This window comes from Amycolatopsis sp. NPDC114503 (genome assembly GCF_055633655.1).
In genome coordinates, this window is sequence record NZ_JBVKDT010000003.1 from 642,710 (window position 1) to 664,299 (window position 21,590).

At 72.1% G+C, this 21,590-nt stretch carries 18 protein-coding genes and 1 pseudogene; 9 read left to right on the top strand and 10 right to left on the bottom strand.

Annotation, left to right across the window (positions count from 1 at the left end):
* Both ACZ7OI_RS15545 and ACZ7OI_RS15550 read right to left on the bottom strand, forming a co-directional pair.
* Entirely contained in the window at positions 1–2,550 is a 2,550-nt protein-coding gene (locus ACZ7OI_RS15545) for a winged helix-turn-helix domain-containing protein (protein ID WP_470264858.1), read from the bottom strand.
* 102 nt (positions 2,551–2,652) lie between these two features.
* Positions 2,653–3,114, bottom strand: coding sequence for a DUF7144 family membrane protein (locus ACZ7OI_RS15550; RefSeq protein ID WP_470264859.1), 462 nt, complete (start codon positions 3,112–3,114; stop codon positions 2,653–2,655).
* Positions 3,115–3,308: 194 nt separating this feature from the next.
* On the opposite strand from ACZ7OI_RS15550, the gene ACZ7OI_RS15555 reads away from it, so the two are divergent.
* Together ACZ7OI_RS15555 and ACZ7OI_RS15560 are read left to right on the top strand one after the other, a co-directional pair.
* Positions 3,309–3,815, top strand: a complete 507-nt coding sequence (locus ACZ7OI_RS15555) for a DUF1269 domain-containing protein (RefSeq protein WP_470264860.1) — start codon at positions 3,309–3,311, stop codon at positions 3,813–3,815.
* Positions 3,816–4,111: 296 nt separating this feature from the next.
* Positions 4,112–5,458: a DUF2252 domain-containing protein gene (locus tag ACZ7OI_RS15560; RefSeq protein WP_470264861.1), complete on the top strand. Its 1,347-nt coding sequence runs from the start codon at positions 4,112–4,114 to the stop codon at positions 5,456–5,458.
* Between the two features lie 15 nt (positions 5,459–5,473).
* On the opposite strand, the gene ACZ7OI_RS15565 is transcribed toward ACZ7OI_RS15560, so the two are convergent.
* Both ACZ7OI_RS15565 and ACZ7OI_RS15570 read right to left on the bottom strand, forming a co-directional pair.
* On the bottom strand, positions 5,474–5,746 hold the full coding sequence (locus tag ACZ7OI_RS15565; RefSeq protein WP_470264862.1) for a hypothetical protein: 273 nt from the start codon (positions 5,744–5,746) through the stop codon (positions 5,474–5,476).
* On the bottom strand, positions 5,743–6,072 hold the full coding sequence (locus ACZ7OI_RS15570; RefSeq protein ID WP_470264863.1) for a hypothetical protein: 330 nt from the start codon (positions 6,070–6,072) through the stop codon (positions 5,743–5,745). The genes ACZ7OI_RS15565 and ACZ7OI_RS15570 overlap by 4 nt, the downstream gene beginning before the upstream one ends.
* A gap of 118 nt (positions 6,073–6,190) precedes the next feature.
* Here ACZ7OI_RS15570 and ACZ7OI_RS15575 point away from each other — a divergent pair, with 118 nt between their 5' ends.
* The 3 genes and pseudogenes from ACZ7OI_RS15575 to ACZ7OI_RS15585 form a co-directional block, all read left to right on the top strand.
* Entirely contained in the window at positions 6,191–8,848 is a 2,658-nt protein-coding gene (locus ACZ7OI_RS15575) for a winged helix-turn-helix domain-containing protein (protein ID WP_470264864.1), read from the top strand.
* 108 nt (positions 8,849–8,956) lie between these two features.
* Positions 8,957–9,358, top strand: coding sequence for an SHOCT domain-containing protein (locus ACZ7OI_RS15580; protein WP_470264865.1), 402 nt, complete (start codon positions 8,957–8,959; stop codon positions 9,356–9,358).
* A 179-nt stretch (positions 9,359–9,537) separates the two neighbouring features.
* A pseudogene (locus tag ACZ7OI_RS15585) lies at positions 9,538–9,780 on the top strand (ion channel); the annotation flags it as partial.
* Positions 9,781–9,867: 87 nt separating this feature from the next.
* Here ACZ7OI_RS15585 and ACZ7OI_RS15590 read toward each other — a convergent pair.
* Positions 9,868–11,268 carry an MFS transporter gene (locus ACZ7OI_RS15590; RefSeq protein ID WP_470264866.1) on the bottom strand — a complete coding sequence of 467 codons (1,401 nt, stop codon included), beginning with the start codon at positions 11,266–11,268 and terminating at the stop codon, positions 9,868–9,870.
* A 139-nt stretch (positions 11,269–11,407) separates the two neighbouring features.
* Between ACZ7OI_RS15590 and ACZ7OI_RS15595 the strand changes: the two genes are divergently transcribed.
* Positions 11,408–13,222: a glycoside hydrolase family 15 protein gene (locus tag ACZ7OI_RS15595; RefSeq protein WP_470264867.1), complete on the top strand. Its 1,815-nt coding sequence runs from the start codon at positions 11,408–11,410 to the stop codon at positions 13,220–13,222.
* 3 nt (positions 13,223–13,225) lie between these two features.
* On the opposite strand, the gene ACZ7OI_RS15600 is transcribed toward ACZ7OI_RS15595, so the two are convergent.
* From ACZ7OI_RS15600 to ACZ7OI_RS15610, 3 genes are all read right to left on the bottom strand, one after another.
* Complete coding sequence (locus tag ACZ7OI_RS15600) at positions 13,226–15,253, bottom strand: hypothetical protein (RefSeq protein ID WP_470264868.1); 2,028 nt, start codon at positions 15,251–15,253, stop codon at positions 13,226–13,228.
* A 37-nt stretch (positions 15,254–15,290) separates the two neighbouring features.
* A complete protein-coding gene (locus ACZ7OI_RS15605; protein WP_470264869.1) occupies positions 15,291–16,532 on the bottom strand; it encodes an ATP-grasp domain-containing protein in 1,242 nt (413 codons plus the stop codon).
* A gap of 156 nt (positions 16,533–16,688) precedes the next feature.
* Positions 16,689–17,447, bottom strand: coding sequence for a nucleotidyltransferase domain-containing protein (locus tag ACZ7OI_RS15610; protein WP_470264870.1), 759 nt, complete (start codon positions 17,445–17,447; stop codon positions 16,689–16,691).
* 74 nt (positions 17,448–17,521) lie between these two features.
* On the opposite strand from ACZ7OI_RS15610, the gene ACZ7OI_RS15615 reads away from it, so the two are divergent.
* A complete protein-coding gene (locus ACZ7OI_RS15615) occupies positions 17,522–18,892 on the top strand; it encodes a PI-PLC domain-containing protein (RefSeq protein ID WP_470264871.1) in 1,371 nt (456 codons plus the stop codon).
* Between the two features lie 12 nt (positions 18,893–18,904).
* Here ACZ7OI_RS15615 and ACZ7OI_RS15620 read toward each other — a convergent pair whose 3' ends face one another.
* On the bottom strand, positions 18,905–19,207 hold the full coding sequence (locus tag ACZ7OI_RS15620; protein ID WP_470264872.1) for a ribosomal protein L7/L12: 303 nt from the start codon (positions 19,205–19,207) through the stop codon (positions 18,905–18,907).
* Positions 19,208–19,392: 185 nt separating this feature from the next.
* Positions 19,393–19,581, bottom strand: a complete 189-nt coding sequence (locus ACZ7OI_RS15625; protein ID WP_182888851.1) for a hypothetical protein — start codon at positions 19,579–19,581, stop codon at positions 19,393–19,395.
* 73 nt (positions 19,582–19,654) lie between these two features.
* Between ACZ7OI_RS15625 and ACZ7OI_RS15630 the strand changes: the two genes are divergently transcribed.
* Together ACZ7OI_RS15630 and ACZ7OI_RS15635 are read left to right on the top strand one after the other, a co-directional pair.
* Positions 19,655–20,557: an NAD-dependent protein deacetylase gene (locus tag ACZ7OI_RS15630; protein WP_470264873.1), complete on the top strand. Its 903-nt coding sequence runs from the start codon at positions 19,655–19,657 to the stop codon at positions 20,555–20,557.
* Between the two features lie 130 nt (positions 20,558–20,687).
* On the top strand, positions 20,688–21,533 hold the full coding sequence (locus ACZ7OI_RS15635) for an LLM class flavin-dependent oxidoreductase (RefSeq protein ID WP_470264874.1): 846 nt from the start codon (positions 20,688–20,690) through the stop codon (positions 21,531–21,533).
* Positions 21,534–21,590: the final 57 nt, after the last annotated feature.

A 21,590-nucleotide genomic window follows, 5' to 3' on the forward strand; every position in this document is an offset into this window, starting at 1 on the left:
TCAGGTCAGGCCGTGCCGGCGGGCGGCGACGACGGCCGAGCGCCGGTTGTTCACTCCGAGCTTGCCGTAGATGGCCCGGACGTGGGTTTTCACGGTGTTGACCGAGACGGTGAGGTCGGACGCGATCTCGTCCAGCGAGCGCTGGGACGGCAGGCGCTGCAGCACCACCTGCTCGCGATCGGTCAGGTCGCTGGCCGGAGCGTGCGGGACGAGCCTGCCGCGGACCGTCTGCGCGAACCGGTCGAGCGAGCCGAATCCGCCGGAGTGCCCGATCAGCAGGTCCCGGACCGGCGGCTCGGCGAGCGCGAACGGCCGCACCAGCCCGTTCGGCCGGGCGAGCGCGAGAGCCTGGTCGAGGGCTTGGAGCGCTTTGGTCCGGCGGTACGAGCGCAGACCGAGCGCGGTTTCGGCCAGGCACCGGTCGACCGGGGTGGCGGGAAGCAGCGCGGGCGCCGATGCGGTTTCCCGCAACACGGCTTCGGCCGCGCCGGTCTCGTCGGCGGCGAGGTGGGCGCGGATCCGCAGGACAGCCAGCTCGCCGCTTCCCGACAGCTGTTCCTGGGCCCAGGCAAGGACTTCCGTCGCGTGCAACGCTTCGCCGAGAGAGAGCGCAGCGTGCTGCTCGGCGACCGCGCACACCCCGACGAATTCGCGGGGCAGGTCCAAGCCCGCAAGCTGCCGGCGCGCCGCGCGCATGAGCTGAGAGCCCGCCGTCCGGTCGCCGTCGTCGAAACGCGCGATGCCCTCGAAGAACTCGCGCAACGGCGTCAGCAACGGCGCTGAACCAGGCACCTCGGCCGCAGTCGCCTGGGTCAGTTCACCTACCGCGACAGCCGGTTCAGCGCGCATCAGTTCGTCGTAGGCGAGCAACAGGCGGCACTCGGCGACACCGGGAGTTCGCTGCCAGCCGTGCCGGCGCGCGACCGCGAGCGCACCGGTGCACGCCCGGCGCATCGCGGGGTGCTTCCCGCCGACGGCGCTGGCGACCGCCAGTGCCAGCCTGCTGTGCAGCACGAGGTGGTCCAATTGCTCGCCGCGCGCCAGGCGCAGCGCCTCCCGCGCCTGCGTGCCCGCGTGGCGGCGCGCGCCCCGGTGCAGCGAACGCCACGAGCGATCGAGATGGGCCCAGGCGTCCAACGCCGGGTGCCGCGCTGCTGGAGGTTCCGCTCCGGCCAGGCGTTTTCCCCTGACTACGGCCAGATGCCGGACGGCGAGCGGCCACCAGTCGCCACCGCCCCCGTCGCCGAGATCGGACTCCGCTTCGGCGAGCCGGCCGCCTTGGATGTTCTCGAGAGCGGACGCCAACCGCAGCGACGGGTTCGCGGCAACCGTCGCACTGCCGAGGCAATCGAGCGCGGCACGCACCGGTTCGCCGTCCCCGGCCAGCACCTGGCGCACGGCGCGATCCCGGGCCAGCGCCAGGACGTATTCCCGGTCGTGTCCCGCGACCGCGTGCCCGAGCGCCTCCCCGAACCGTCCCTCGCCGGCGTGCCACCGCGCGGCGATTCCATGCAGCCGCGGCACGCGCTCCGGGTCCCGACGCGCCAGTTCGGCACGCAGGAAACCGCGCAGCAGCGGGAAAAAGCGGTAGGTGTCGGCCGGTGTGCGCGTGACCAGGCCCCGCGCTCGCTCGAGTTCGTCCAGTCGCGCGCCGGCGTCCCGACGGCCGGACAGGCGAACCGCGAGGGTCGCCGAAGCCGCGTCGCAGATACTGAGGCACAACAACAGATCCGTGGTGCCCTCTGGCAGGTGCGCGAGCACTTCGTCGGAGAAGAACCGCGCCACGGCGCGATCGTCACCGGTCACGGAGGCCACGATCGCGTCCGCATCCTCTGCTTCGCGCACCGAAACCGCCGTCCAGCCGAGTGCCGCGGCCCAGCCCGCAGTGCGTTCGGTCAGCTCCCGGACGCGCTCGTCGTCCACTGAAGCTCCGGCGGCCCGCAGCAGGCTCGCCGTTTCCGTCGCGGTGAACCGGAGTTCGGCCGCGTCCACCCGGGACAGCACGTCTTCGAACTGCAGACGGGCCAGCCGCAGCGGCGGCTCGACCCGGGTGGACAGCACCAGGCGCAGCGCGGGCGGCAGATGGCGGGCCAGCGCCGCGAGCGCTTCCAGGGGCTCCGGGCGGCGGATCTCCTGCAGGTCGTCCAGGATCAGCCGCACCGAGCCAGCCTGGCAGGCGAGCGCGTCGTCGAGGTCGGCCAGGAACGCCCGCCGCAGCCCGGGCGGCGGCGGGCGCAACCGGTGCAGCGCGCCGCACTCGGCCGCGGCGCGCCGCAACGCGGCGAGAATCGCTTCCCACAACCGGCCTTCGTCGTTGTCGTCCTCGTCGAGGGACACCCAGGCGACCGCGCGACCAGCGCCGGCCCAGGCGGACAGCGCCGCGGTCTTGCCCGCCCCGGCGGGCGCCCGGAGCACGCTGACCGGCCGCGTGGCGGCACGGTCCAACAGCACGTCCAGCCGCGGGCGGGAGACGAAGATTCCCGGCAGGCGCGGCACCGCGACCTTCGCGCCGGGGACCGGCCGGGAGCGGGTCGTCGTTCGAGCGGGCACGTCGAACCTCTCGGCTGTCGGGAGACTTCGCCCCCGGCCACCGCGGTCGGCTCCGGGGGCGAGGCCACGACTGTACTGAGCACCGGCGACCGGGCCGCCGGGTCACCAGATATCGGCGACGGCCTCGTCTCCGTGCACGATGACGGCCCAGATCACCAGGACGTCGAGAGCGATCACGATCGCGCCCCAGAACGGGTACGCGGACAGGAAGGCCAGCTGTGCCAGCGCGTTGAAGCCGGCGAGCGCGACCGTGCAGACCCGGGCCCACTGCGCGCCGGTGAACAACGCGACCCCGGTCAGCACCACGAGGGCGCCGACGATCAAGTGGAGCCAGCCCCAGCCGGTCAGGGAGAAGAGGAGCAGGCCGGACTGGCCGACGACGTAGTAGTGCCGGTCGACCAGCGCGACCAGGCCTTCGATCGCGGTGAAGAGTCCGGCGAGGACGGTGATCGTCCCGGCGAACCAGATCCAGCCGGCCCGGCGCGCGCGGGCCGCGGCCCGCTCCGGCGGGAGCGGCGGCCGGGCTCCGGCGTTCGCGGCCGGGGAGTGCATGCGTTCGGTCATGGGTCTCTTCCTCGTTCGTCGAGGGGCTGCGGACCCGGGCGATCATGGTCGGCTCCCGCACCTCCGGGCCTCGCCCGCCTCAGGTGAGATCAGGGGCCGCGGCGACCCGGGCTTTCACCCGGAGCGGGCGAAGCCGCGGGCCGCCGGACGGGAAACAGTGCGGCGGACCACCGATCCCGGAGCGAGGAGACGTCATGGCCACGTTGACCGTATGGAGGTTCCCGACCGTCGACGGCGCGGAAAACGCACTGGATCTGCTCCAGCGGCTGCAGAAGCAGCAGCTGATCTCGATCGCCGACGCGGCGCGCGTGAGCTGGCCCGAGGGCCGGAAGAAGCCGAAGACCAAGGAACTCGGCTCGCTGGCCGGAGCCGGCGCGCTGGGCGGGACGTTCTGGGGCCTGCTGTTCGGCCTGATCTTCCTCGTCCCGCTGCTGGGCGCCGCCGTCGGCGCGGCGATCGGCGCGCTGACCGGATCGCTGCGCCACGTCGGGATCGACGAGGAGTTCGTCGACACCGTCCGCACCCAGGTCACCCCAGGCACATCCGCACTGTTCGTCATGTCGGACAACGCCGTGCTGGACCGGGTCGCCGAGCCGTTCAAGGAAACCGGAGCCTCGCTTTTGACGACCAATCTGTCCGATGAGGAGGAAGCCCGGCTGCGCGCCGCCTTCGGAGAATCCCCGGAGCACGAGCAGCTCTAGCGCGCACGAACGGGCCCTCGCCGAACCCGCTCGGCGAGGGCCCGTTCGCGTGCCGTACCGGTGGCACGCGTCCGTTCGGTCCATTGTGCTCGCCATTCCGGACGAACGCCGTTGCGGCGCAAGCGAGACCGCGGCGGCGCCCCCGAACGTCGCCGCGGTCCCGCAAGAGGCGGACCGCACCTCCGCTACCCACTCTGCGGACCCGTCCGCGTTCCGTCGTCACCCGTCTCGGATGACCTCGCTTCACCCCCGGCGGGCGACGCCGCCGCCCGGTTCCGGGGCCGACGATCCGTCCCATGCCCTTCACCGACAAGGACACCGGCGTGCGGATCGCCCACGCCCGTGCCGCGCGCGTCGCCGTGCCCGCCGCCCGCCACGCGGAGTTCCCCGAGGCCGTCCGGCGCGCCGATCCCCTCGCCCTGCTGGCGCGCCAGGATTCCGGCCGGGTCCCGGAACTGCTGCCGCTGCGCTACACCCGGCTGGCCGCCTCGCCGCTCGCGTACTTCCGCGGAGCCGCACTGCCCGCCGCGGCGGATCTCGCCGCCACGCCGCGGACCGGATTCGCGGTCCAGGCCTGCGGAGACGCCCAGCTGGGCAATTTCGGCCTGTTCGCCGCGCAGGGTCGCCGGCTGGTGTTCGACTTCGCCGATTTCGACGAGACCCTGCGCGCGCCCTGGGAATGGGACGTCAAACGACTCGCCGCGAGCTTCGAGGTCGCCGGACGGGAGATCGGGCACCCCGCCGGGCAACGCAGGCGCACGGTGCTGGCCGCGGTCGAGGCGTACCGGCTGGCGATGCACGAGTTCGCGCGCCGCACCCCGCTCGAGATCTTCTTCGCCCCTCCGGACGTCAGGACACTGCGGACGGTGGCGGCACACCGCCTCGGCCCCGCCCGGCGACGCGCCGCCTTCCGGCACACCGAAATCCGCGACGGCGCGCTGAAGCTCGCCGCCTGCGCGCCGTGGGCGGTCGCGGCCGGCCGGCTCGGCGGGGACGGCGATCCGGCGACGCTGGCTGATCGCCTCGGCACCGTGCTCAGGCGCTACCGGCGCACGCTCGGCCCCGCGCGACGGGCCGTGCTCGACCGTTACCGGCTGGCCGACGCGGCGCGCACCGTGCCGGGCCCGGCCGGTTCCGGGGCCCGGTGCTGGGTCGCCCTGCTCGTCCGGACAGACACCGGAGACCCGCTTCTCCTTCGCCTCAAGGAAGCCCGGCCGTCAGTGCTGCAGGAGTACACCGGGGCCTGCGCGCCGGACAATCCCGGAAAGCGGGTGGTCGCCGGACAACGGCTGATCCAGGCCGCGGGCGACGTCTTCCTCGGCTGGGCCCGCTCCCCCGGATTCGATGGCCCGGCCCGCGATTTCCACGTCGGCAGGCTGCGCGACGACCGGAGCTCCGGCGACGTCGCGACGATGACCCCGGACGTCCTGCGGGCGAACGCCCGGCTGTGCGGGTGGACTGTGGCCAAGGCGCACGCGCGCACCGGCGACGCGCTCGCGATCGCCGCGTATCTCGGCTCCGGTCCGGGTTTCGCCGAAGCCGTCCGGGAATTCTCGACGGCCTGCGCCGACCAGAACGAACGCGACCACGCCGCGCTGCGGCAGGCGATCCGGCTCGGCCGCGTCGCGGCGGCCGGGTCGTGACGGACCGCCCGCGCCTCATCCGGGCGCGCGATGCTCCGTCCGGGGGAGTTCGCGGACCCGGTGGACGGATCCGACGTGCATCCCGAGCGATTCGAGCCGGCGCAGGATTCGCGGAAGATCGCCGGGATCGGCGACGGTGCCGAACACAATCGTTTCCGGCGGAACGGGGACCACGAGCACGTCCCGGAAATCGTCGGCGCTTTCGGCGGCCCCTCCTGAAATGGTGCCGCAGCCGCGGAAAACGTAATGCGCGCGGTCCCGGAAACCCAGAACGGCAGGCCCGCTCATCGACGGCCTCCGTCCCGCCCGGCCGCGTGCCACGCGAAGCCGACGACAGCCAGATCGAGCAGCACCACGAACGCCGACCAGCCGTGCGGCGGCAGGAAGACCAGGCGTGCCACCAGGTCCGCACCAGCGCGGAGGCCTGCCCGGACACGGGCGGGCGAGACCAGCGCGGCGAGTGCCACGGTCAGTCCGAGCACCGCCGTCCCGGCGCTGACCGAGCCCGTCCGCACCAGGTCGAGCACCACGACCTCGCCCGGCCCGAGCCAGAGAAACTGTGTGCAGGCGAATCGCGGCCGACCGCCCGCCGAGGAATTCCTGCGTATTTTCACCCGGCCCACGATTCTGCCGCCGGACGCCGTTTTCCTCGCCCGCAGCGGATGAGCCGCTCTTCTTGCCTGGCAAAATCCGCCGGAATCGCCCGGAACCGACCGTGAAGGAGACTTGCGCATGCGCCGACGCCTCGACGTCTCGCTCCGAAGACAAGTGCCGAGGACGAAGGTCGCCGTTCCCGGCCCGCCCGCGGACCTCGTGTCGCGGCCGCGGCTGCTCGCTGTCCTCGATCGCGCGGCCGAGGCCGCCATCGTGTTCGTCGGGGCCCCCGCCGGGTTCGGCAAGACCGTGCTGCTGGCCGAATGGGCCCGCCGCCGGGGCCGCGGGGCGGTCGCCTGGCTGTCCGCGGACGCCGACGACAACGACGACCGGCTTTTCTGGTCCGCGGTCCTCGAAGCGCTCGGCCGCTGCGGCCGGTTCCCGGACGGCGATCCGTTGCGGTTCCTGGCGGTGCCCGAGTCCCCGAGCACCGATCTCGCGTTCCTGGCCGAACTCGCCGACGCGCTCGACACGCTCAGCGAACCCGTCGTGCTCGTGCTCGACGGCGCGCACGAGATCACCTCGCCCGAGCCGTGGCGCGGGTTGCGGGCGCTGGTGCGCCACCAGCCCGCGGGACTGTGCCTCGCGGTTTCGAGCAGGCGGGAGCCGCCGTTGCCGCTGGGCCGGGCCCGGCTCGCGGACCGGCTCGTCGAAATCGGAGCCGAGCGGCTGCGCTTCACCGCCGGGGAGGCGGAAACGCTGTTCGCCGCCGACGCGGCGATCGCCCCGCACGAGGTCGCGCCGCTGGTCGACCGGACCGGGGGCTGGCCGGCCGGGCTGCGCCTCGCGGCGGCGTCCGCGTCCCGGCACGGCAGCCTGTGGGACTTCGACACCGGACGCGACAGCGCCGCGCTCGCCTATCTGACCGACGAAGTCCTCGCCCCGCTTTCGGCGGCGCAGCGGGAACTGCTGCGGACGATCAGCGTCTGCGACGACATCCCGGCCGGGCTCGCTCCGGTGCTGTGCGGGCGATCCGACGCGGAGGCGATGCTCCACGAGCTGAGCGGGCCGTCCGTTCGAGCAGTCGACTCCGGCGGTACTCCCCCGCATCGCCGCGTCACGCCGCTGCTGCGCACCTACTTGCGGGCGGAACTGCAGCGGCGGGCCCCGGACCGTGCGCGGACGCTGCACGCGACGGCCGCGAGCTGGTTCGCCGCGCACGACCGGCCCGCGTCCGCCGTGCTGCACAGCGTCCGCGCGGGCGATCCCGGCCGGGTCGGCGATCTGCTGCGCGCACACGCCGTCCCGCTGCTGCTCGCCGGCGAACACCAGGTCCTGCGCCTGGCGCTCGCCGCCGTCGAGGACCGGCGGGTCGCCGCCGATCCGCTGGCGGCGCTGATCTCGGCCGCGCTGAGCCTCGAGGCCGCCGAGACCTCGGCGGCCTGCCTCCGACTCGCCTGGGCGGACGCCGCGTGGCCGGACCAGCCGACAGCGGAGCTGGCCGTTCTGCGACAGCTGGCGCAGTCCCGATTCGCCCAGCTCGACCGCACCCCGGCGCAGGCTGAGCGCGCAGCGGAGCAGATCGACGAAGGACTCGAGACCGCGCTAGCCGTCCTTGCGGCTGCCCACCGGGCCAGCACACTCGCAATTCGCGGCGATCGCGAAGAAGCCCGGCGATCCCTGGAACATCTCCTCGCCGAGGCGGAAGGACTCAGTCAGGAGTTCACGGTCGCCCATTGCTTGGCCGCACTCGCCGAAATCGCCTGCCGCGACGGCGATTACCCGGCGATGGACCGGCTCGCCCGCCGTGCCGGGACAGTGCGGCCGCGCCAGGATGCCCCGCAGTCGTTCCAGCGCGCGCAAGCAGCGGCCCTGCTGGCGTACGGGGCGCTGGTGCGCGGCGAGCCCGCCGACTGCGTCGCGCACGCGAAACGGGCCCGGCAGCTTCTCGGCGACGCGCCCGCGCGGGCGGCCCGCACCCTGCGGCTGTTCGCGGAAACCCTGCGCGGCGCCGCCGAATTCGAGCTCGGCGGCTGGCATTCCGGGCTGCGCCGGATGCGCCGGGCCCGCCGCCGGCTCGGAACCGGCCGATCCTGCCCGGCCCGCCACGCGGTCCTGTGCGCCGTGCTAGAGCACCGCGCAGCACTGCGGCTGGGAGCGGCAGGCCAGGCGAAGGAGGCCGTTCGCTGGGCCGCGCCCGCCCTCGCCGGTTCGGGCGAGGAACTGCTCGTGCGCGCCCGGACCCAGCTGCGGCTCGGACGCCACCACGCGGCGAGTTCCGTGCTGCGCGCCCTGACGGAGGACGAAGCGCCCATGACGCTCCCGTGGGCCGCGGTCGAGGCGACGCTCGTCGCGGTGCAGGCCGCGCTGGCCGCCGGGGCGCCGGAACGGGCGGCCCGGCTGCTCGACGACGCCCTGCGCGCGGCGGAACCCGCCGGGATCCGGTTCCCGTTCGTCTTCGCCCCGCCCGAGCTCGTCCGGTTCCTGACCAGCCGGCTCGGCGCGCTCGGCGGCGGCGAACGGTTCGCCGGGGAGATCCTCGCGGTGCGGCGCCGGCTGCGCACCCCGCCGATGCCGGAGCCGCTGACCGAACGCGAGCGCGGCGTCCTGCGGCTGCTGCCGACCCAGCGGTCGATCGACGAGATCGCCGAGGACCTGACCGTCTCGCCCAACACCGTCAAGACCCACGTCCGCGGGATCTACGCGAAGCTCGCCGTCCGCAGCCGCCGCGAAGCGGTCTCGGTCGCGCAGGAACGCGGGCTCCTCGACGCGGAGGTCCCCGACTTCGCCGGCTAGCGCCCGCCCCACCCCCGGCGGGCGAGGCGGGCGCGTCCGCGATCCGCTCGGGTGGGCCGGGCACGGGCCGGCGCGCGTCCGGCCCCCGATCCCCGGCGAGGAGAAGTCATGACCCTGGCGAGCGCGGAGTACCCGTTCTGGAACCTGATGGCCACGATGCTGGTGTTCTTCTGCTGGGTCGCCTGGTTCGGCCTGTTGTTCATGGCCATTGGCGACCTTTACCGCTCCGGCGCCTCCGGCTGGGCAAAGGCTGGCTGGACCCTGCTGATGCTCGCCCTGCCGGTCCTCGGCGTCCTGCTCTACCTCGGCATCGAGGGCCGGCGACTGCAAGCTCGGCGGCGCGTCCGCGAAGCAGCCGTCGAACGGCGCTTCGCAGGCTACCTGCGCTCAGCGTCCACATCGGACACGACAAGCGCGGCCCAGATCGCCGAAGCCCGGCGGCTGCTGGACGACGGCGTCATCGACGACGCGGAGTACCAGACCCTGATGCGGAAGGCGCTCGCGCCGTGACCGCGTCGCTGCGGTGGCGGTTCGTCCGCCTCGCGGTGCTCCGGCCGCTGCTCACGGTCACCGCGCTGGTCTGCCTCTATTACCTGCTCCCGATCGGCCAGCCGGTGCGGCCCTTGACCTTGGCCGTGCTGCTCGCCGGGCTCGCTCTCGTGGTGCTGCTGGTCGTCGGCGAAGTGCGGATGATCCTGCGCTCGCCGTTCCCGGCCGGACAGGGCGTCCAGGCGCTGGCTCTCGTCGTCCCGTTGTTCCTGCTGCTGTTCGCCGACGGCTACTACGTCCTCGGCCACGATCGTCCCGGTTCCTTCAGCACTGGCCTGACCCGCACCGACGCGCTGTACTTCGCGGTCACGGTGTTCAGCTCGGTCGGATTCGGCGACATCGCCCCGGTTTCCGCGACAGCCCGGGTGCTGGTGACCGTCCAGATGGTCGCCGATCTGGTCGTGCTGGGCGCGGTGCTGCGGGTAATCGCGGCCGCGGTGCGGCGCCGCCGACCGTCCACAAGGGACCGATCACTCCGGGGAAGGCAGGAACAAGGCGGCGACGAGGCCGGCCGCCGCCGCGACGCTCAAGGTCGCGAGGGCGAGCGCGAAGGACCGGTCGCCCAGCTGCGGCGTCCCGGCGAGCACGGACCCGGCCAGCGCGGTCCCCACCGACGAGCCGAGGTTGGACACGCTGCGCGACACCCCGGAAATGTCGCCCTGGGCCGAATCCGGGAAGCGGGACTGCACCAAGTTCGCCGACGCCGTGAGCATGGTCCCGACGCCGGCGCCGAGCAGGAACAGCCCCGGCACCGCGCTCGCCACGCCCGAGTCGGCGCGCACCAGCACAAGCACGAGGAGCAATCCGGCGACGGCGAGGACGAAGCCGGCGAGGATCAGCCGCCGCTGGGAGTGCCGCCGCGCCATCCGGCCCGCGGCGGCCGAAGCGACGAGGATGCCGATCGTCGCGGGAGTCAGCATCAGCCCGGTTTCGATCGCGTCGCAGCCGCGGACCTCCTGGAAGAAGACTGCCACCACGAAGAACGCGCCCTGCAGGACGAGCCATTGCACGTGCTGGGTCGCCAACCCGAGCCCGGTGATCCGGTCGCGGAAAAGCCCTGACGGCACCAGCGGCTCCCGCCCGCCCCGTTCGCGCGCGCGGACGTGGACGAAGAACAGGGCCAGGAGCGCGGCGCCGATTCCGGCGAACAGCCACACCGGCGAGATGCTTCCCGCCGGGATCAGCACCGCTCCGGCCACGGCGAAGTCCGCCCGGGAAACGAGCCAGCCGTACGAACCGGATTGCAGGACACCGAAAACGACGAAGAACAGACCCGCCGCGGAAAGGGCCGCGCCGCCGACGTCGAACCGCTTCCCGCGCGGCGGCGCGGGCGGTTCGGCGATCCGCAGGGCCAGCAGGACGATCACGCCGACCAGCAGCACCTGCAGCAGGAACGACGCGCGCCAGCCGAGCCAGGTCGTGACCAGTCCGCCGAGCAGCGGACCGGCCGCCGCGCCGAGCGCGCCCGCCCCGCTGACCACGCCCAGCGCCCGAGCGCGGGCCGCCAGGTCCGGGCTCGTCACGGTGACCAGGATGTAGATCGGCGGGATCATCAGCGCCGAACCGATCCCTTCCAGCAGCGAGTAGCCGAGGAGCAGCGTCCCCGGCCCGTGCGCGAGCGAAGCCAGCAGCGCGCCGGCGCCGTAGACAGCCAGTCCGGCCAGGAAACACCGCTTGCGGCCCAGCAGATCGCTCAGCTTGCTGCCCGGCACCATCAGCGAGGCCATGGTCAGCGTGAACACGGTGATCGCCGTCTGCACGCCGAGCACGGTGGTGCCGAGATCCGCGGCGACGGCGCTGACGGCGACGGTCATGGTGGTGGCCGCGTAGCTCGCGACGAACTGGGCGAGGGCCAGGGGCAGCACGATCATCGGCGGGCCTTCCTGTTCGGGTGCCGCACACGGTGGCGCGGCGGCGGCCGGGCCACCTCACCCCGCGCGGATGAGGCGGCCCCGGCCCGGCCGGGCGACGGTGCGGACGAGGAAACCCGTTGCCCCGAAGGAGAAACCCATGACCGAGACCACGATCGCCGAGCACGCGCTGATCGGCGACCTGCAGACCGCCGCGCTGGTGACCACCGACGGGTCGATCGACTGGTTCTGCGCGCCGCGGTTCGATTCGGCGTCGGTCTTCGGCGCCCTGCTCGACGACGAACGCGGCGGCCGGTTCCGCATCCGCCCGGCGGGCGCCTGCGCGAGCTCGCAGATGTACCACCCGGACACGGCGGTGCTGATCACCCGGTTCTCCGGACCGGACGGGATCGGCGAGGTCGTCGACTTCATGCCGCCGTGCGGGCAGGCCCCCGCCGAACGGCACCGGATCGCCCGGCTCGTGCGCTGCGTCCGCGGCCGGATGACCTTCGACGTGCTGGTCGCGCCCCGCTTCGACTACGGCCGCCGTCCGCACCGGGCGATGCTCGTCAACAACGGGGCCGTGTTCACCGCGCCCGGGATGTCACTGGTGCTGCACGCGGTTCGCGAGCCCGGCGACGACCGGCTCGCCGACGCGCGCGTCGAAGGCGAGGACGTGCGTCTCCGGGTCGCTCTCGACGCGGGCCAGGTCCGCGGAGTCGTGCTCGAGACCGGTGCCGCCGAACCGCCGCGCGAGATCGGCGTCGCCGAGTTCACCGCGCTCTTCGAGTCCACAGTGGACTGGTGGCGCGCCTGGCTCGCCCGCTCCTCCTACCGCGGCCGCTGGCGGGAAATCGTGGCCCGTTCGGCGATCACGCTCAAACTGCTCACCTACGCCCCGACCGGCGGGCTGGTCGCCGCGCCCACCCTCGGGCTGCCCGAGCGGATCGGCGGCGAACGCAACTGGGACTACCGCTACACCTGGGTCCGCGACGCGTCGTTCTCGGTTTCGGCGTTGCTGGCACTCGGATTCGCCGAGGAGGCCGCCCGGTTCGGGGCCTGGCTCGGCGACCGCATCCGCGAAGGCGACGGCGGGACCAGCGGGCCGCTCGCCGTCCTGTACCGGGTGGACGGCACCTCGGACCTGCGGGAGGAACGCCTCGCGCACTGGTCCGGGCACCGCGGGTCGAGCCCGGTCCGGATCGGCAACGCCGCGGCCGGGCAGCTGCAGCTCGACATCTACGGCGAAGCCCTCGACAGCGTCTTCGCCGCCGATCGCGCGGGATTCGAGCTGCCGCACCAGGGCTGGACCGCGCTCCGCGCCGCGCTCGACTGGCTCGGCGACCACTGGGACCAGCCCGAGGAAGGCATCTGGGAAACCCGCGGCGGCCGGAAACGCTTCACCTACGGCCGCCTGATGAGCTGGGTCGCCTTCGACCGCGCCCTCCGGCTGGCGGACGCGCACGGCAGGCCCGCCCCGGTCGAGGACTGGACCTGGCAGCGCGACAGCATCCACAGCCAGATCCTCAGCCGCGGCTGGCACCGCACGCGCAACGCCTTCGTCCAGCACGACGCCGGCGACGAACTGGACGCGGCCCTGCTTCGCATGCCCCGCACCGGTTTCCTCCCGGCCAAGGACCCGCTCTGGCTCTCGACGCTCGACGCGATCAAGGCCGATCTGGTCACCGACAGCCTGGTCTACCGCTACGACCCGGTCGCGTCCCCGGACGGGCTCGCCGGCGGCGAGGGCACGTTTTCGCTGTGCAGCTTCGATTACGTCGACGCGCTGACCCGCGCCGGACGGCTGGAGGAGGCCCGCACGGCGTTCGAGAAGATGCTGACCTACGCCAACCACGTCGGCCTCTACGCCGAGGAGATCGCCCCGACCGGCGAGCAGCTCGGCAACTTCCCGCAGGCCTTCACGCACCTGGCGCTCATCGACGCCGCGGTCTCCCTCGACTCCGCGCTCGGCTGACGTTCACGCCTGCGGATTCTGCATCGCCTGCAGCGTCCCGGCGGGCAACCGGTCCGCTCCCCAGCTCCGCTCGACGTAACCGAGGATCCGCGCGACATCCTCGGCGGGCACCTTCTCCGGCTCCCCGTGCTCCCGAGGATCGACGTGGAAGATGTACAACCGGGACGCGAACTGGTCGAACGGCAGCGAGGCCTCGCCGAACCGCTCGCCGTTGCCCGCGGTCGAGACCACGACGCCGTCGCCCCAGTCCTGGCCGCTGTCGTTGTTCGGGTTGTAGAAGTACACCCGCATGACGTCCTCGGGATCCGGGGCCGTGCGCAGGATCGTGATCGCGTGCCAGCCGACGTAGCGGGCCGCGCTGTCGGTGACCGCGATCCCGGCCGGCTGCGGGTGGATCAGCGGCTGGTCGCCGTTGTAGGCCGGGTGGTAGCTCGCGTGGAACTGCCGCAGGAAGTCCTCCGGGTCGACCAGTTTCCCGGTGGCCACGTCGACGTTGATCCGGAATCCCCGCGACGCCCACCAGCCGTGGAATTCGGGGTTGACCCACCGGTGCGGGTCGCCGGGGCGGTCGGCGCAGCGGCGGCCCATCTCGGCGTAGATCCGGTCGAGATGCGGCACGACCAGCGACGACACCGGGTCCAGGTCGGCGGGCAGCTCGGCGGACAGCCCGGCGCCGCTTTCCTTCGACGAGACCGGCTGTCCTTCGAAATGCATGACGACCTCGTCGTCGCGCGCGGCCCACACCACGACCTGCAGCAGGTAGTCCGGGTCGTTGTAGGCCCACATCGACAACGCGCGCGCCGACTGGCAGGTCGGGTTGTCGCCCTGGCCGACGCCGAGCGGCTGGCCCAGCATCGACAGCACGCCCGCGAGCAGCCGCGCCTCGGGCCTCGGCTGGTCGCCGAACACGAGCGTCAGCCGTTCCCGCGCGGCGGCGGACAGTTCCAGCGCCAGCTGCCGCCACAGCGCGGGCACGACCGGCGGCTCGTAGAGGATGCCGCGGTCGAGCAGGAGAGCGAGCCCGTAGACGCACTGGGCGGTCTGCGGGTGCACGGCCTCCTCGATCATCCGGTGGACCAGGTCGTGGTAGCGCAGCAGGCAGTTGCGGCCCACGTCGGACAGCCCGAGCGCCTCGCCGAGCAGGTAGTCGCTCTCGTGCGCCAGGTACCGCAGCAGTTCGGCGTGATACGGCGACACCAGCCCGGTGTCGTGCATGGCCCGGGCGAACCCGGCCGCCTCGTACTGCAGGCTCGCCGCGTCCATCGCCTCGAGCCTGGCCCGGAAAACGTCGACGCCCGGGTCCTCCCGGCAGGCCTCGGTGGTCCCGAACAGGCTGGTGATGAGCCGGTCGAGCCCCTGCACCGAGGACCCGCCCAGGTCGACGTCCGGGTCGCCGCGGTAGATCGAGATGCGGGTGATCAGCGACCGGACCTGGTCGACCTGGATCGGGCGCTGGCGCAGGATCCGCCAGATCTCCTCGACGACCTTGTCCAGGATGCTGTCGTAGCCGATCTGGTCGGCCAGATACCGCAGCAGGTCCCGGATCAGCTGCGCGGTCCGGCCCTGCCTCGTCCGCTCGGCCTCGCTGGGAGGGGTGAACAGCAGCTCCAGGTTCGCCCCCAGCACCTGCGACAGGAACACGCGGGCGTCCTCGGCCGACAGCGTCGGATGCTCGTAGTCGCCGCACGCGACCGCCAGCATCCGCAGTTCGCTGGTCGCCTCGATCACCACGGTGTCGGTGTTCCCGCTGTGCAGGCCGGGGCCGACCAGCGCGGGGATGAGGATCTCCGGGGTGTCCCAGTCGGTGTCCTGGAAGACCCCGGCGTCCTCCAGCGCCCGCGCCCTGGCCCGGACCGCCGCCGCGCCGTCCGGCTGCAGCAGCACGCGCCGCAGCGCCTCCAGCACCCGCCGCAGCTTCGTGTGCTTGCCGAAGTCGCGGGTCTCGGCCATCGCCGCGACGGCGTCGTCGAGCGAGGCCACGCGTTTGGCCAGCGTCGCGTTCGCGGCGGTGACGTCGGCGTTCGGCTCCAAGTGCGTCCTTCGGTCGGGGTGGCGGACACGTCCCTGCTCAGACGTAGAAGTCCAGTTCTTCCTGTTTCTTCAGCAGGTCGCGCATCCGGTAGGCGTCTTCCCCGAAGAAGTACAGCAGACCCCAGTGCGTGCCGAACGCGGTCCTCTTCGTCACCGTCTCTTCCAGCGGCGCGGTCAGGTCGTGCGACTCGTAGTAGTCGTCGTCCTCGGTCTGTTGCGGGATCCGCAACTCGCTGACCACGCGGCGGCGCGGGTACACGCCGAAGCAGCCCGCGACGCCGGTCGCGTCGACGACCTCCCTCGGGAAGAAGGCATCGATCTCCTCCTCGGTCGTCTTCGGGTCGAAGGACAGCACCAGCGCCTGGTAGGCGTTGAAGCCGTAGGCCCGTTCGAGCAGTTCGAAGACCTTGAACCCCGGCGGGCGGTAGGCGACCTCGCCGAAGTACATCTCGCCGTCGCTGGTGACGAAGTACTCCGGGTGCACGAAGCCGAACTCGATGTCGAAGGTCTTGACGAGCTTCTCGATCTGCGCGGTGATCTGCGGCCGGTACCGCTCCAGCTCCGGGGTCGCCGGCACGAACACCGAGTACCCGAGCGTGACGTACTCCGAGATGTTCAGGAACTTGACCTTGCCGTTGTGGATCCACGCCTCGACGGCGAACTCCCATCCGTCCAGATGCGACTCCATCAGGACCGGGAACTCCTCCTCCGGGATCGAGTCGATCTCGTCCGGGGTGCGGATGACGCGGTGCCCGAGGCAGCCCGCCTTGTCGAACGCCTTGAGGTGGATGGGGTCGTTCGGGTCGCCGTCGAGTTTGAGCAGCGTCTGGTTGACCCGCTTGAGGAACCGGACGACGTCCTCGCGGGCGTGCGCCTCCTCGAAGATCCCGACCCGGATGCCGCCGAGCTGCGCGCGCCGCTTCATCAGCGCCTTGTCGCGCAGCAGCATGGCCTGGCCGAACAGGCGCGGGTTGTCCATCAGGACGGAGTTGATCGCCCCGGCCCATTCGACGGTCTCCTCGAACAGCGGGATGGCGACGTCGACGCCTTCCTCGTGCAGCATCTCGGCGATCTCCATCGACCGGTCGTTGAGCCGCTCGAAGTTCCACAGCAGGTACGGGATGTCGTGCTCGACGCAGTACTTCTCCGCCCAGTCCGGGGCGACCACGACGTAGCGCCGGTCGAACCGGTCGAGCGCCTCGACCGCGTTGAGCGACCAGCCGAGCAGCGCCACGTATCCCTTGTCCGGATTCTTCGCGATCGGCTCGGACTGTGGCATAAAGTGTTCCTCCGTTCAGCACGCGCGACCTCGCCACGGCGTGGCGGCCACAGCCGTGCTGAAGTCATATACCCGTAACACGCCGAATGAAACGGAGCTGTCGCGCCCGACAAGGTTTGGCGCGCGGGAACGGTTGCGCCGCAAGGGTTTCCCGGGCTACGCGACCCCGCCCTCCCGCTCGAGCAACGCGCAGGCCGTCGCGAACGCCCCCTCCAGGTCGTGCCCCATCCCGGCCACCACGTCGTCCAGCCCGCGCAACCCCGCCCGTTCCAGCAAGGTTTTCTCGTTCGTCACCCACTCCCCTCGCGCGGCCAGCACCGCGTGCCCGGCCTGCATCGCCGCCACCCCAACCGAAGCGGCAGTCTCGGTGACCCGCCCATGCCGCACATACGCCGTCTTCGCGTACTCCAAAGTCCGCGCCGCCGAAGCACGCCAGAACTTGGGCGCGTTCTCCTGCAACAGTTCCGGATACTCCGGCCGCGGCAACTCCCCGCGCAGCACACGGTTCAGCGCCAGCTCCGCCACCACCAGATAGCTCGGGATCCCGGCCAGGTGGAACGCCAGCGGCTCCCAGCGGAACCGGCCCTTCTCCGCTTCGGCCAGTTCGTGCGAGACCACGTCCAGGTCGCGGTAGTGCACGTCCACCGGCCGCCCTTGCACGGTCAGCCACGCGCCGCCGTTGAACACCCCGCCGCCCCATTCGCCGAGCCCCGACACCTCGCCGGGCAGGCCGAGCGCGCGCAGGTCGTCCGGGTCGAACGCGCCGCGGTAGTAGACCGCGTAGTCCCAGTCGCTGTCCGGGCGGTGGGTTCCGCGCGCCCGCGAACCGCCCAGCGCCACCGCTTCGACTCCGGGCAAACCGGACAGCAGATCGGCCACGTGGCCGGCGAACGTTTCCTCGTCGTTTTCCCGCATCAGGAGAAGATGCCATGAATCTCTGCCAAGATCGCCAGTATTTCGCCGGTTGTCCGTCTGACCTGGGGGTCCGAATGCACCGTTTACGCACGATCGCGGTCGCCGCCGCAGCTGTCGCCGCGCTCGGCGCCGCACCCGCGAACGCCGCGCAGCCCTTCTCCGGCACGATCTTCGCCGCCACGCACAACAGCTACTCCGGCAACGTCGACGGCGCGAAGGGAGCCATCTCCTACCAGCTCGACCAGGGCGTCCGGTTCATCGAATTCGACGTCCACGACAACGGCTACGCCACCCGGCACGACTACGGCATCGGCCACAGCTCGCCCGGCGACCTCGTCGACCACGCGGGCAACCCGGCGTCCGACAGTCTGCGCGACTGGCTCGCCGTGGTGAACACCTGGTCCGCCGCGCACCCGGACGCGGCGCCGATCGTCGTCATGCTCGATCTGAAGGACGACCTCACCGACAACGAGTCGTTCGCCGCCGGAAACCTGGGCGCGGTCAACGCCGAACTGAGTGCCGCGTTCGGGCCGCGACTGCTGTCCCCCGCCGCCTACCGCACCGGCGCGACCACGGATTCCTTGCGCGGCAAGGTGCTCCCGCTGCTGTCCGGCGACGGCGGCACGCGCGCCGCGTATCGCCGGGACGTCGGATACCACCCGGCGGTCGCGGTCAACAGCCGCGGCCAGGTCGTGGAGGTGCACGACTCCGGCGGCGGCGCGCTCTGGTACTGGACCGGACAGCTCGGCGCCGACGGACGCGTCAGCTGGCAGCGCCACGGCCGTTACGACAGCGGCCAGACGCCCGCGCTCGCGCTCGACGACTCCGGCCGGATCGTCGAGGTGCACCAGTCGCAGAGCGCCACCACGCTCTGGTACCACACCGGACAGCTCGGCGCGGACGGCGAGATCAGCTGGTCGGCGAGCCACCAGTACGACAACGGGGTACTGCCGACGGTCGCGTTCACCGGCGGCGGGATCCGCGAAATCCACCGCAGCCAGTCGAACAACCAGAACTGGCAGTGGCGCGGCACGCTCTCCGGCGACACCGTGACCTGGACCGGCAACGCGAAGACGTCCGATCCTCGTTACGACAAGGCGAACGCGGGGCGAATCTCTGTCGCGACCGGCGCCGACGGGTCCACGCCGGCGCAAACCCTGCGCTACTCCACGGATCTCGTCAGCGGCGGCCGGGTGCAGTACCAGCAGGTCGCGTTCGGCGAATACCAGCAGGGCGATCCGGCCGAACTCCAGGACGGGCTGTTCTACGGGGCTCCGGCCAAGGAATCCGCGTTCCTGGTCGCCGCGCGCAAGAGCGGCCACGTGGTGCGCGGCTGGGACTTCGACAACGCGGGCCTCGCCACCGATCCGCTGGTCAACTACCCGGCGACCAACCACCCGTACGACAACTGGTACCGGCAGCTCACCAAGGACGCCGCCCGGTAGCGCCCGCGGAGGTCACCGGGCGCCGCGGTCCATCCGGTCCACCGCGTCTTTGGCCTCTTTCAGGCCGGCTCCGGTGACTTCGCGGTAGCGCTTGATCGCGGCGATCGTCTTGCCCTCGCGCAGCAACGGCTCCAGCTCCCCGGCGAGACTTCCGGACGGCTCCTGAACACCGAGGCGGTCGAGAACCAGATCGAGCTTGCGCTCCAGCCGGGTCATCCTGCGCTCGAGCGATCTGGTGCTCGAACCCCAGCCGGTGCTCATCACGATTCCGAGGATCAGCAGCGCGACGAGCGGCCAGAGCAGTTCGGGGTTCACGCCCGCAGCGTAGCTGTCCGTATTGTCCGGAAAGAATCACCGGGTCAGGAGTGCTGCCCACACCTGCCCTGACGCGGGAAAAAGCCCGCGCTCTCCCACCCCGACGGGGAGAGCGCGGGCCTCGCCCACCGGCTGGAGGGTCGGTGTTCCTCCCAAGAACACCGGCCCCTCCGGCCTGCGGGCGCTCAGGCGGTCCGCTGCCTGAGCCGAGCCGCCCCGACGGCTACGACCGGCATCGACGCTTCCCGCAGCGCCGCCCGTTCGACCGGTCGCCGGACCGCACCGCTCGGAGTCCGCACGCAATATCGCTCCACGGATTCCATCAGCACGGCGGCGACCATCACGACCACGGGCGTAGCCAGCGCGAACCACATGGTGGCTTTGGTACCCAGGCTCGCGGGAAACCAATCGCCCTTTTCCCGACCGGGTGGCGATTAGACTGGCGGCGTGCGCACGCGACCGACGCTGACCTGGGCCGGGCCTGGAGAAGAACTGCCGCGCACGGGCACGGTCGCCGACGTGGCCGAGGTCGTCTCCGGGCGGCGGGTGCTCGTGCTCAGCGGCGCGGGCCTCTCCACCGAATCCGGCATTCCCGATTACCGCGGCGAAAGCGGCAGCCTTCGCCGGCACACGCCCATGACGTACGGCGAGTTCGTCGCCAGCGAGGCGGGCCGCCAGCGGTACTGGGCGCGCAGCCACCTCGGCTGGCGCACCATCGCGCGCGCCGCGCCGAACGTCGGGCACCACGCCGTTTCCGCGCTGCGGGCGGGTGGCTGGCTCTCCGGCGTCATCACGCAGAACGTCGACGGACTGCACCGCGCCGCCGGCACCCCGGGCGTAGTCGAACTGCACGGCAACCTCGACCGCGTCGTCTGCCTCGGCTGCCGCCGCACCTCCGCCCGCGAGGAACTCGACGCCCGGCTGCGCGCGGCCAACCCGGATTTCGCAGCCGTGGCAACGCGGATCAACCCGGACGGCGACGTCGAACTGGCCGAGGACGTCGTCCGGACCTTCCGCACTGTGCCCTGCACGAGCTGTTCCGGCGTGCTGAAACCGGACGTGGTGTTCTTCGGCGAGAACGTGCCGCGCGCCCGCGTGGAGCGGTGCTACCGGATGGTCGACGAGGCGTCCGCGGTGCTGGTGCTCGGTTCTTCGCTCACGGTCATGTCCGGCTTGCGATTCGTCCGGCGGGCCGCGAAATCCGGCAAACCCGTCGTCATCGTCAACCGGGGCCAGACCCGCGGCGACGAGCACGCCGCAGTGCGCGCCGACCTGCCGCTCGGCCCCGCGCTCACCGAACTGCTGGCTGTGCTGGAAACCTCGTTGCCCGACGCGACAGCCGCTGGATAAGCTTCGAACACTCCGACGGAACGGTCCCGAGAAGTACGCCGCAGAAGGGACCGGCCAGCCTGAAGACACCCGGGCGCAGGAGCGGGCGGCAACCCTTGTTGTTGTCGACCCGTTTACCCGGAGGTTCCCGATGTCCATCGGCATTGGCCTGCCCATCAGCGATCCCGCCGCCCTGCTCGAGTGGGCGCGGCGCGCGGACGCCGGCCCGTTCAGCACGCTCGGGCTGCTCGACCGCCTCGTCTACCACAATCCCGAACCCCTCACCGCGCTCGCGGTGCTGGCCGGCGCGACCGCCCGCGTGCGGCTGCAGACCGAGGTCCTGCTCGCCCCGCTGCGCGAAACGGCGCTGCTCGCCAAGCAGGCCGCCACTCTCGACCGGATGAGCGGCGGGCGATTCGTGCTCGGCCTCGGCGTCGGCGGACGCGAGGACGACCACCACGTCGCCGGCACCCCGCTGCGCGAGCGCGGCCGCCGCTTCGACCAGCAGCTCGCCGACTTGTCCCGGCTGTGGTCCGGCGAACCGCACAGCGCCGAAGCCGGTCCGGTCGGCCCGGCCCCGGCGCGCGAGGGCGGTCCGGAAATGCTGATCGGCGCGTTCAAACCCAAGGCACTGGCACGCGTCGCCCGCTGGGGCGACGGGCTGCTCGCCGCCGCCCCGCCGTCGTGGGCGGGCGGGTTGTTCGACACCGTGCGCCGCGACTGGCAGGAGTTCGGCCGCAAGGGCGAACCGCGCCTTGTGGCGCAGGTGAACGTCGCGCTCGGTCCGGATTCCCTCGTGGACGAAGCCAAAAAGGCCATGTACGCGTACTACGAATTCACCGGAATGGCGGAGCGGATGGTGAGCGGAATGCTCGCCACGGCCGACGACATCCGGGCCGCGATCGGCGCGTACCGCGATCTCGGCGCGGACGAGGTGATGCTGTACTGCTACGGCGGCGATCCCGACCAGGTCGACCGGCTCGCCGACCTCGCCTGAAAGCTGACCTCTGCTGAACAAGAGCGGAAGTAAGCTCGCGCCATGCAGGCAGCGACG

What these genes read in the sequence shown, in the direction of transcription:
- ACZ7OI_RS15550 (WP_470264859.1), bottom strand. Translation starts at nt 3,114, where the DNA reads ATGACCGAACGCATGCACTCCCCGGCCGCGAACGCCGGAGCCCGGCCG.
- ACZ7OI_RS15555 (WP_470264860.1), top strand. Translation starts at nt 3,309, where the DNA reads ATGGCCACGTTGACCGTATGGAGGTTCCCGACCGTCGACGGCGCGGAA.
- ACZ7OI_RS15560 (WP_470264861.1), top strand. Translation starts at nt 4,112, where the DNA reads ATGCCCTTCACCGACAAGGACACCGGCGTGCGGATCGCCCACGCCCGT.
- ACZ7OI_RS15565 (WP_470264862.1), bottom strand. Translation starts at nt 5,746, where the DNA reads ATGAGCGGGCCTGCCGTTCTGGGTTTCCGGGACCGCGCGCATTACGTT.
- ACZ7OI_RS15575 (WP_470264864.1), top strand. Translation starts at nt 6,191, where the DNA reads ATGCGCCGACGCCTCGACGTCTCGCTCCGAAGACAAGTGCCGAGGACG.
- ACZ7OI_RS15580 (WP_470264865.1), top strand. Translation starts at nt 8,957, where the DNA reads ATGACCCTGGCGAGCGCGGAGTACCCGTTCTGGAACCTGATGGCCACG.
- ACZ7OI_RS15590 (WP_470264866.1), bottom strand. Translation starts at nt 11,268, where the DNA reads ATGATCGTGCTGCCCCTGGCCCTCGCCCAGTTCGTCGCGAGCTACGCG.
- ACZ7OI_RS15595 (WP_470264867.1), top strand. Translation starts at nt 11,408, where the DNA reads ATGACCGAGACCACGATCGCCGAGCACGCGCTGATCGGCGACCTGCAG.
- ACZ7OI_RS15605 (WP_470264869.1), bottom strand. Translation starts at nt 16,532, where the DNA reads ATGCCACAGTCCGAGCCGATCGCGAAGAATCCGGACAAGGGATACGTG.
- ACZ7OI_RS15610 (WP_470264870.1), bottom strand. Translation starts at nt 17,447, where the DNA reads ATGCGGGAAAACGACGAGGAAACGTTCGCCGGCCACGTGGCCGATCTG.
- ACZ7OI_RS15615 (WP_470264871.1), top strand. Translation starts at nt 17,522, where the DNA reads ATGCACCGTTTACGCACGATCGCGGTCGCCGCCGCAGCTGTCGCCGCG.
- ACZ7OI_RS15625 (WP_182888851.1), bottom strand. Translation starts at nt 19,581, where the DNA reads ATGTGGTTCGCGCTGGCTACGCCCGTGGTCGTGATGGTCGCCGCCGTG.
- ACZ7OI_RS15635 (WP_470264874.1), top strand. Translation starts at nt 20,688, where the DNA reads ATGTCCATCGGCATTGGCCTGCCCATCAGCGATCCCGCCGCCCTGCTC.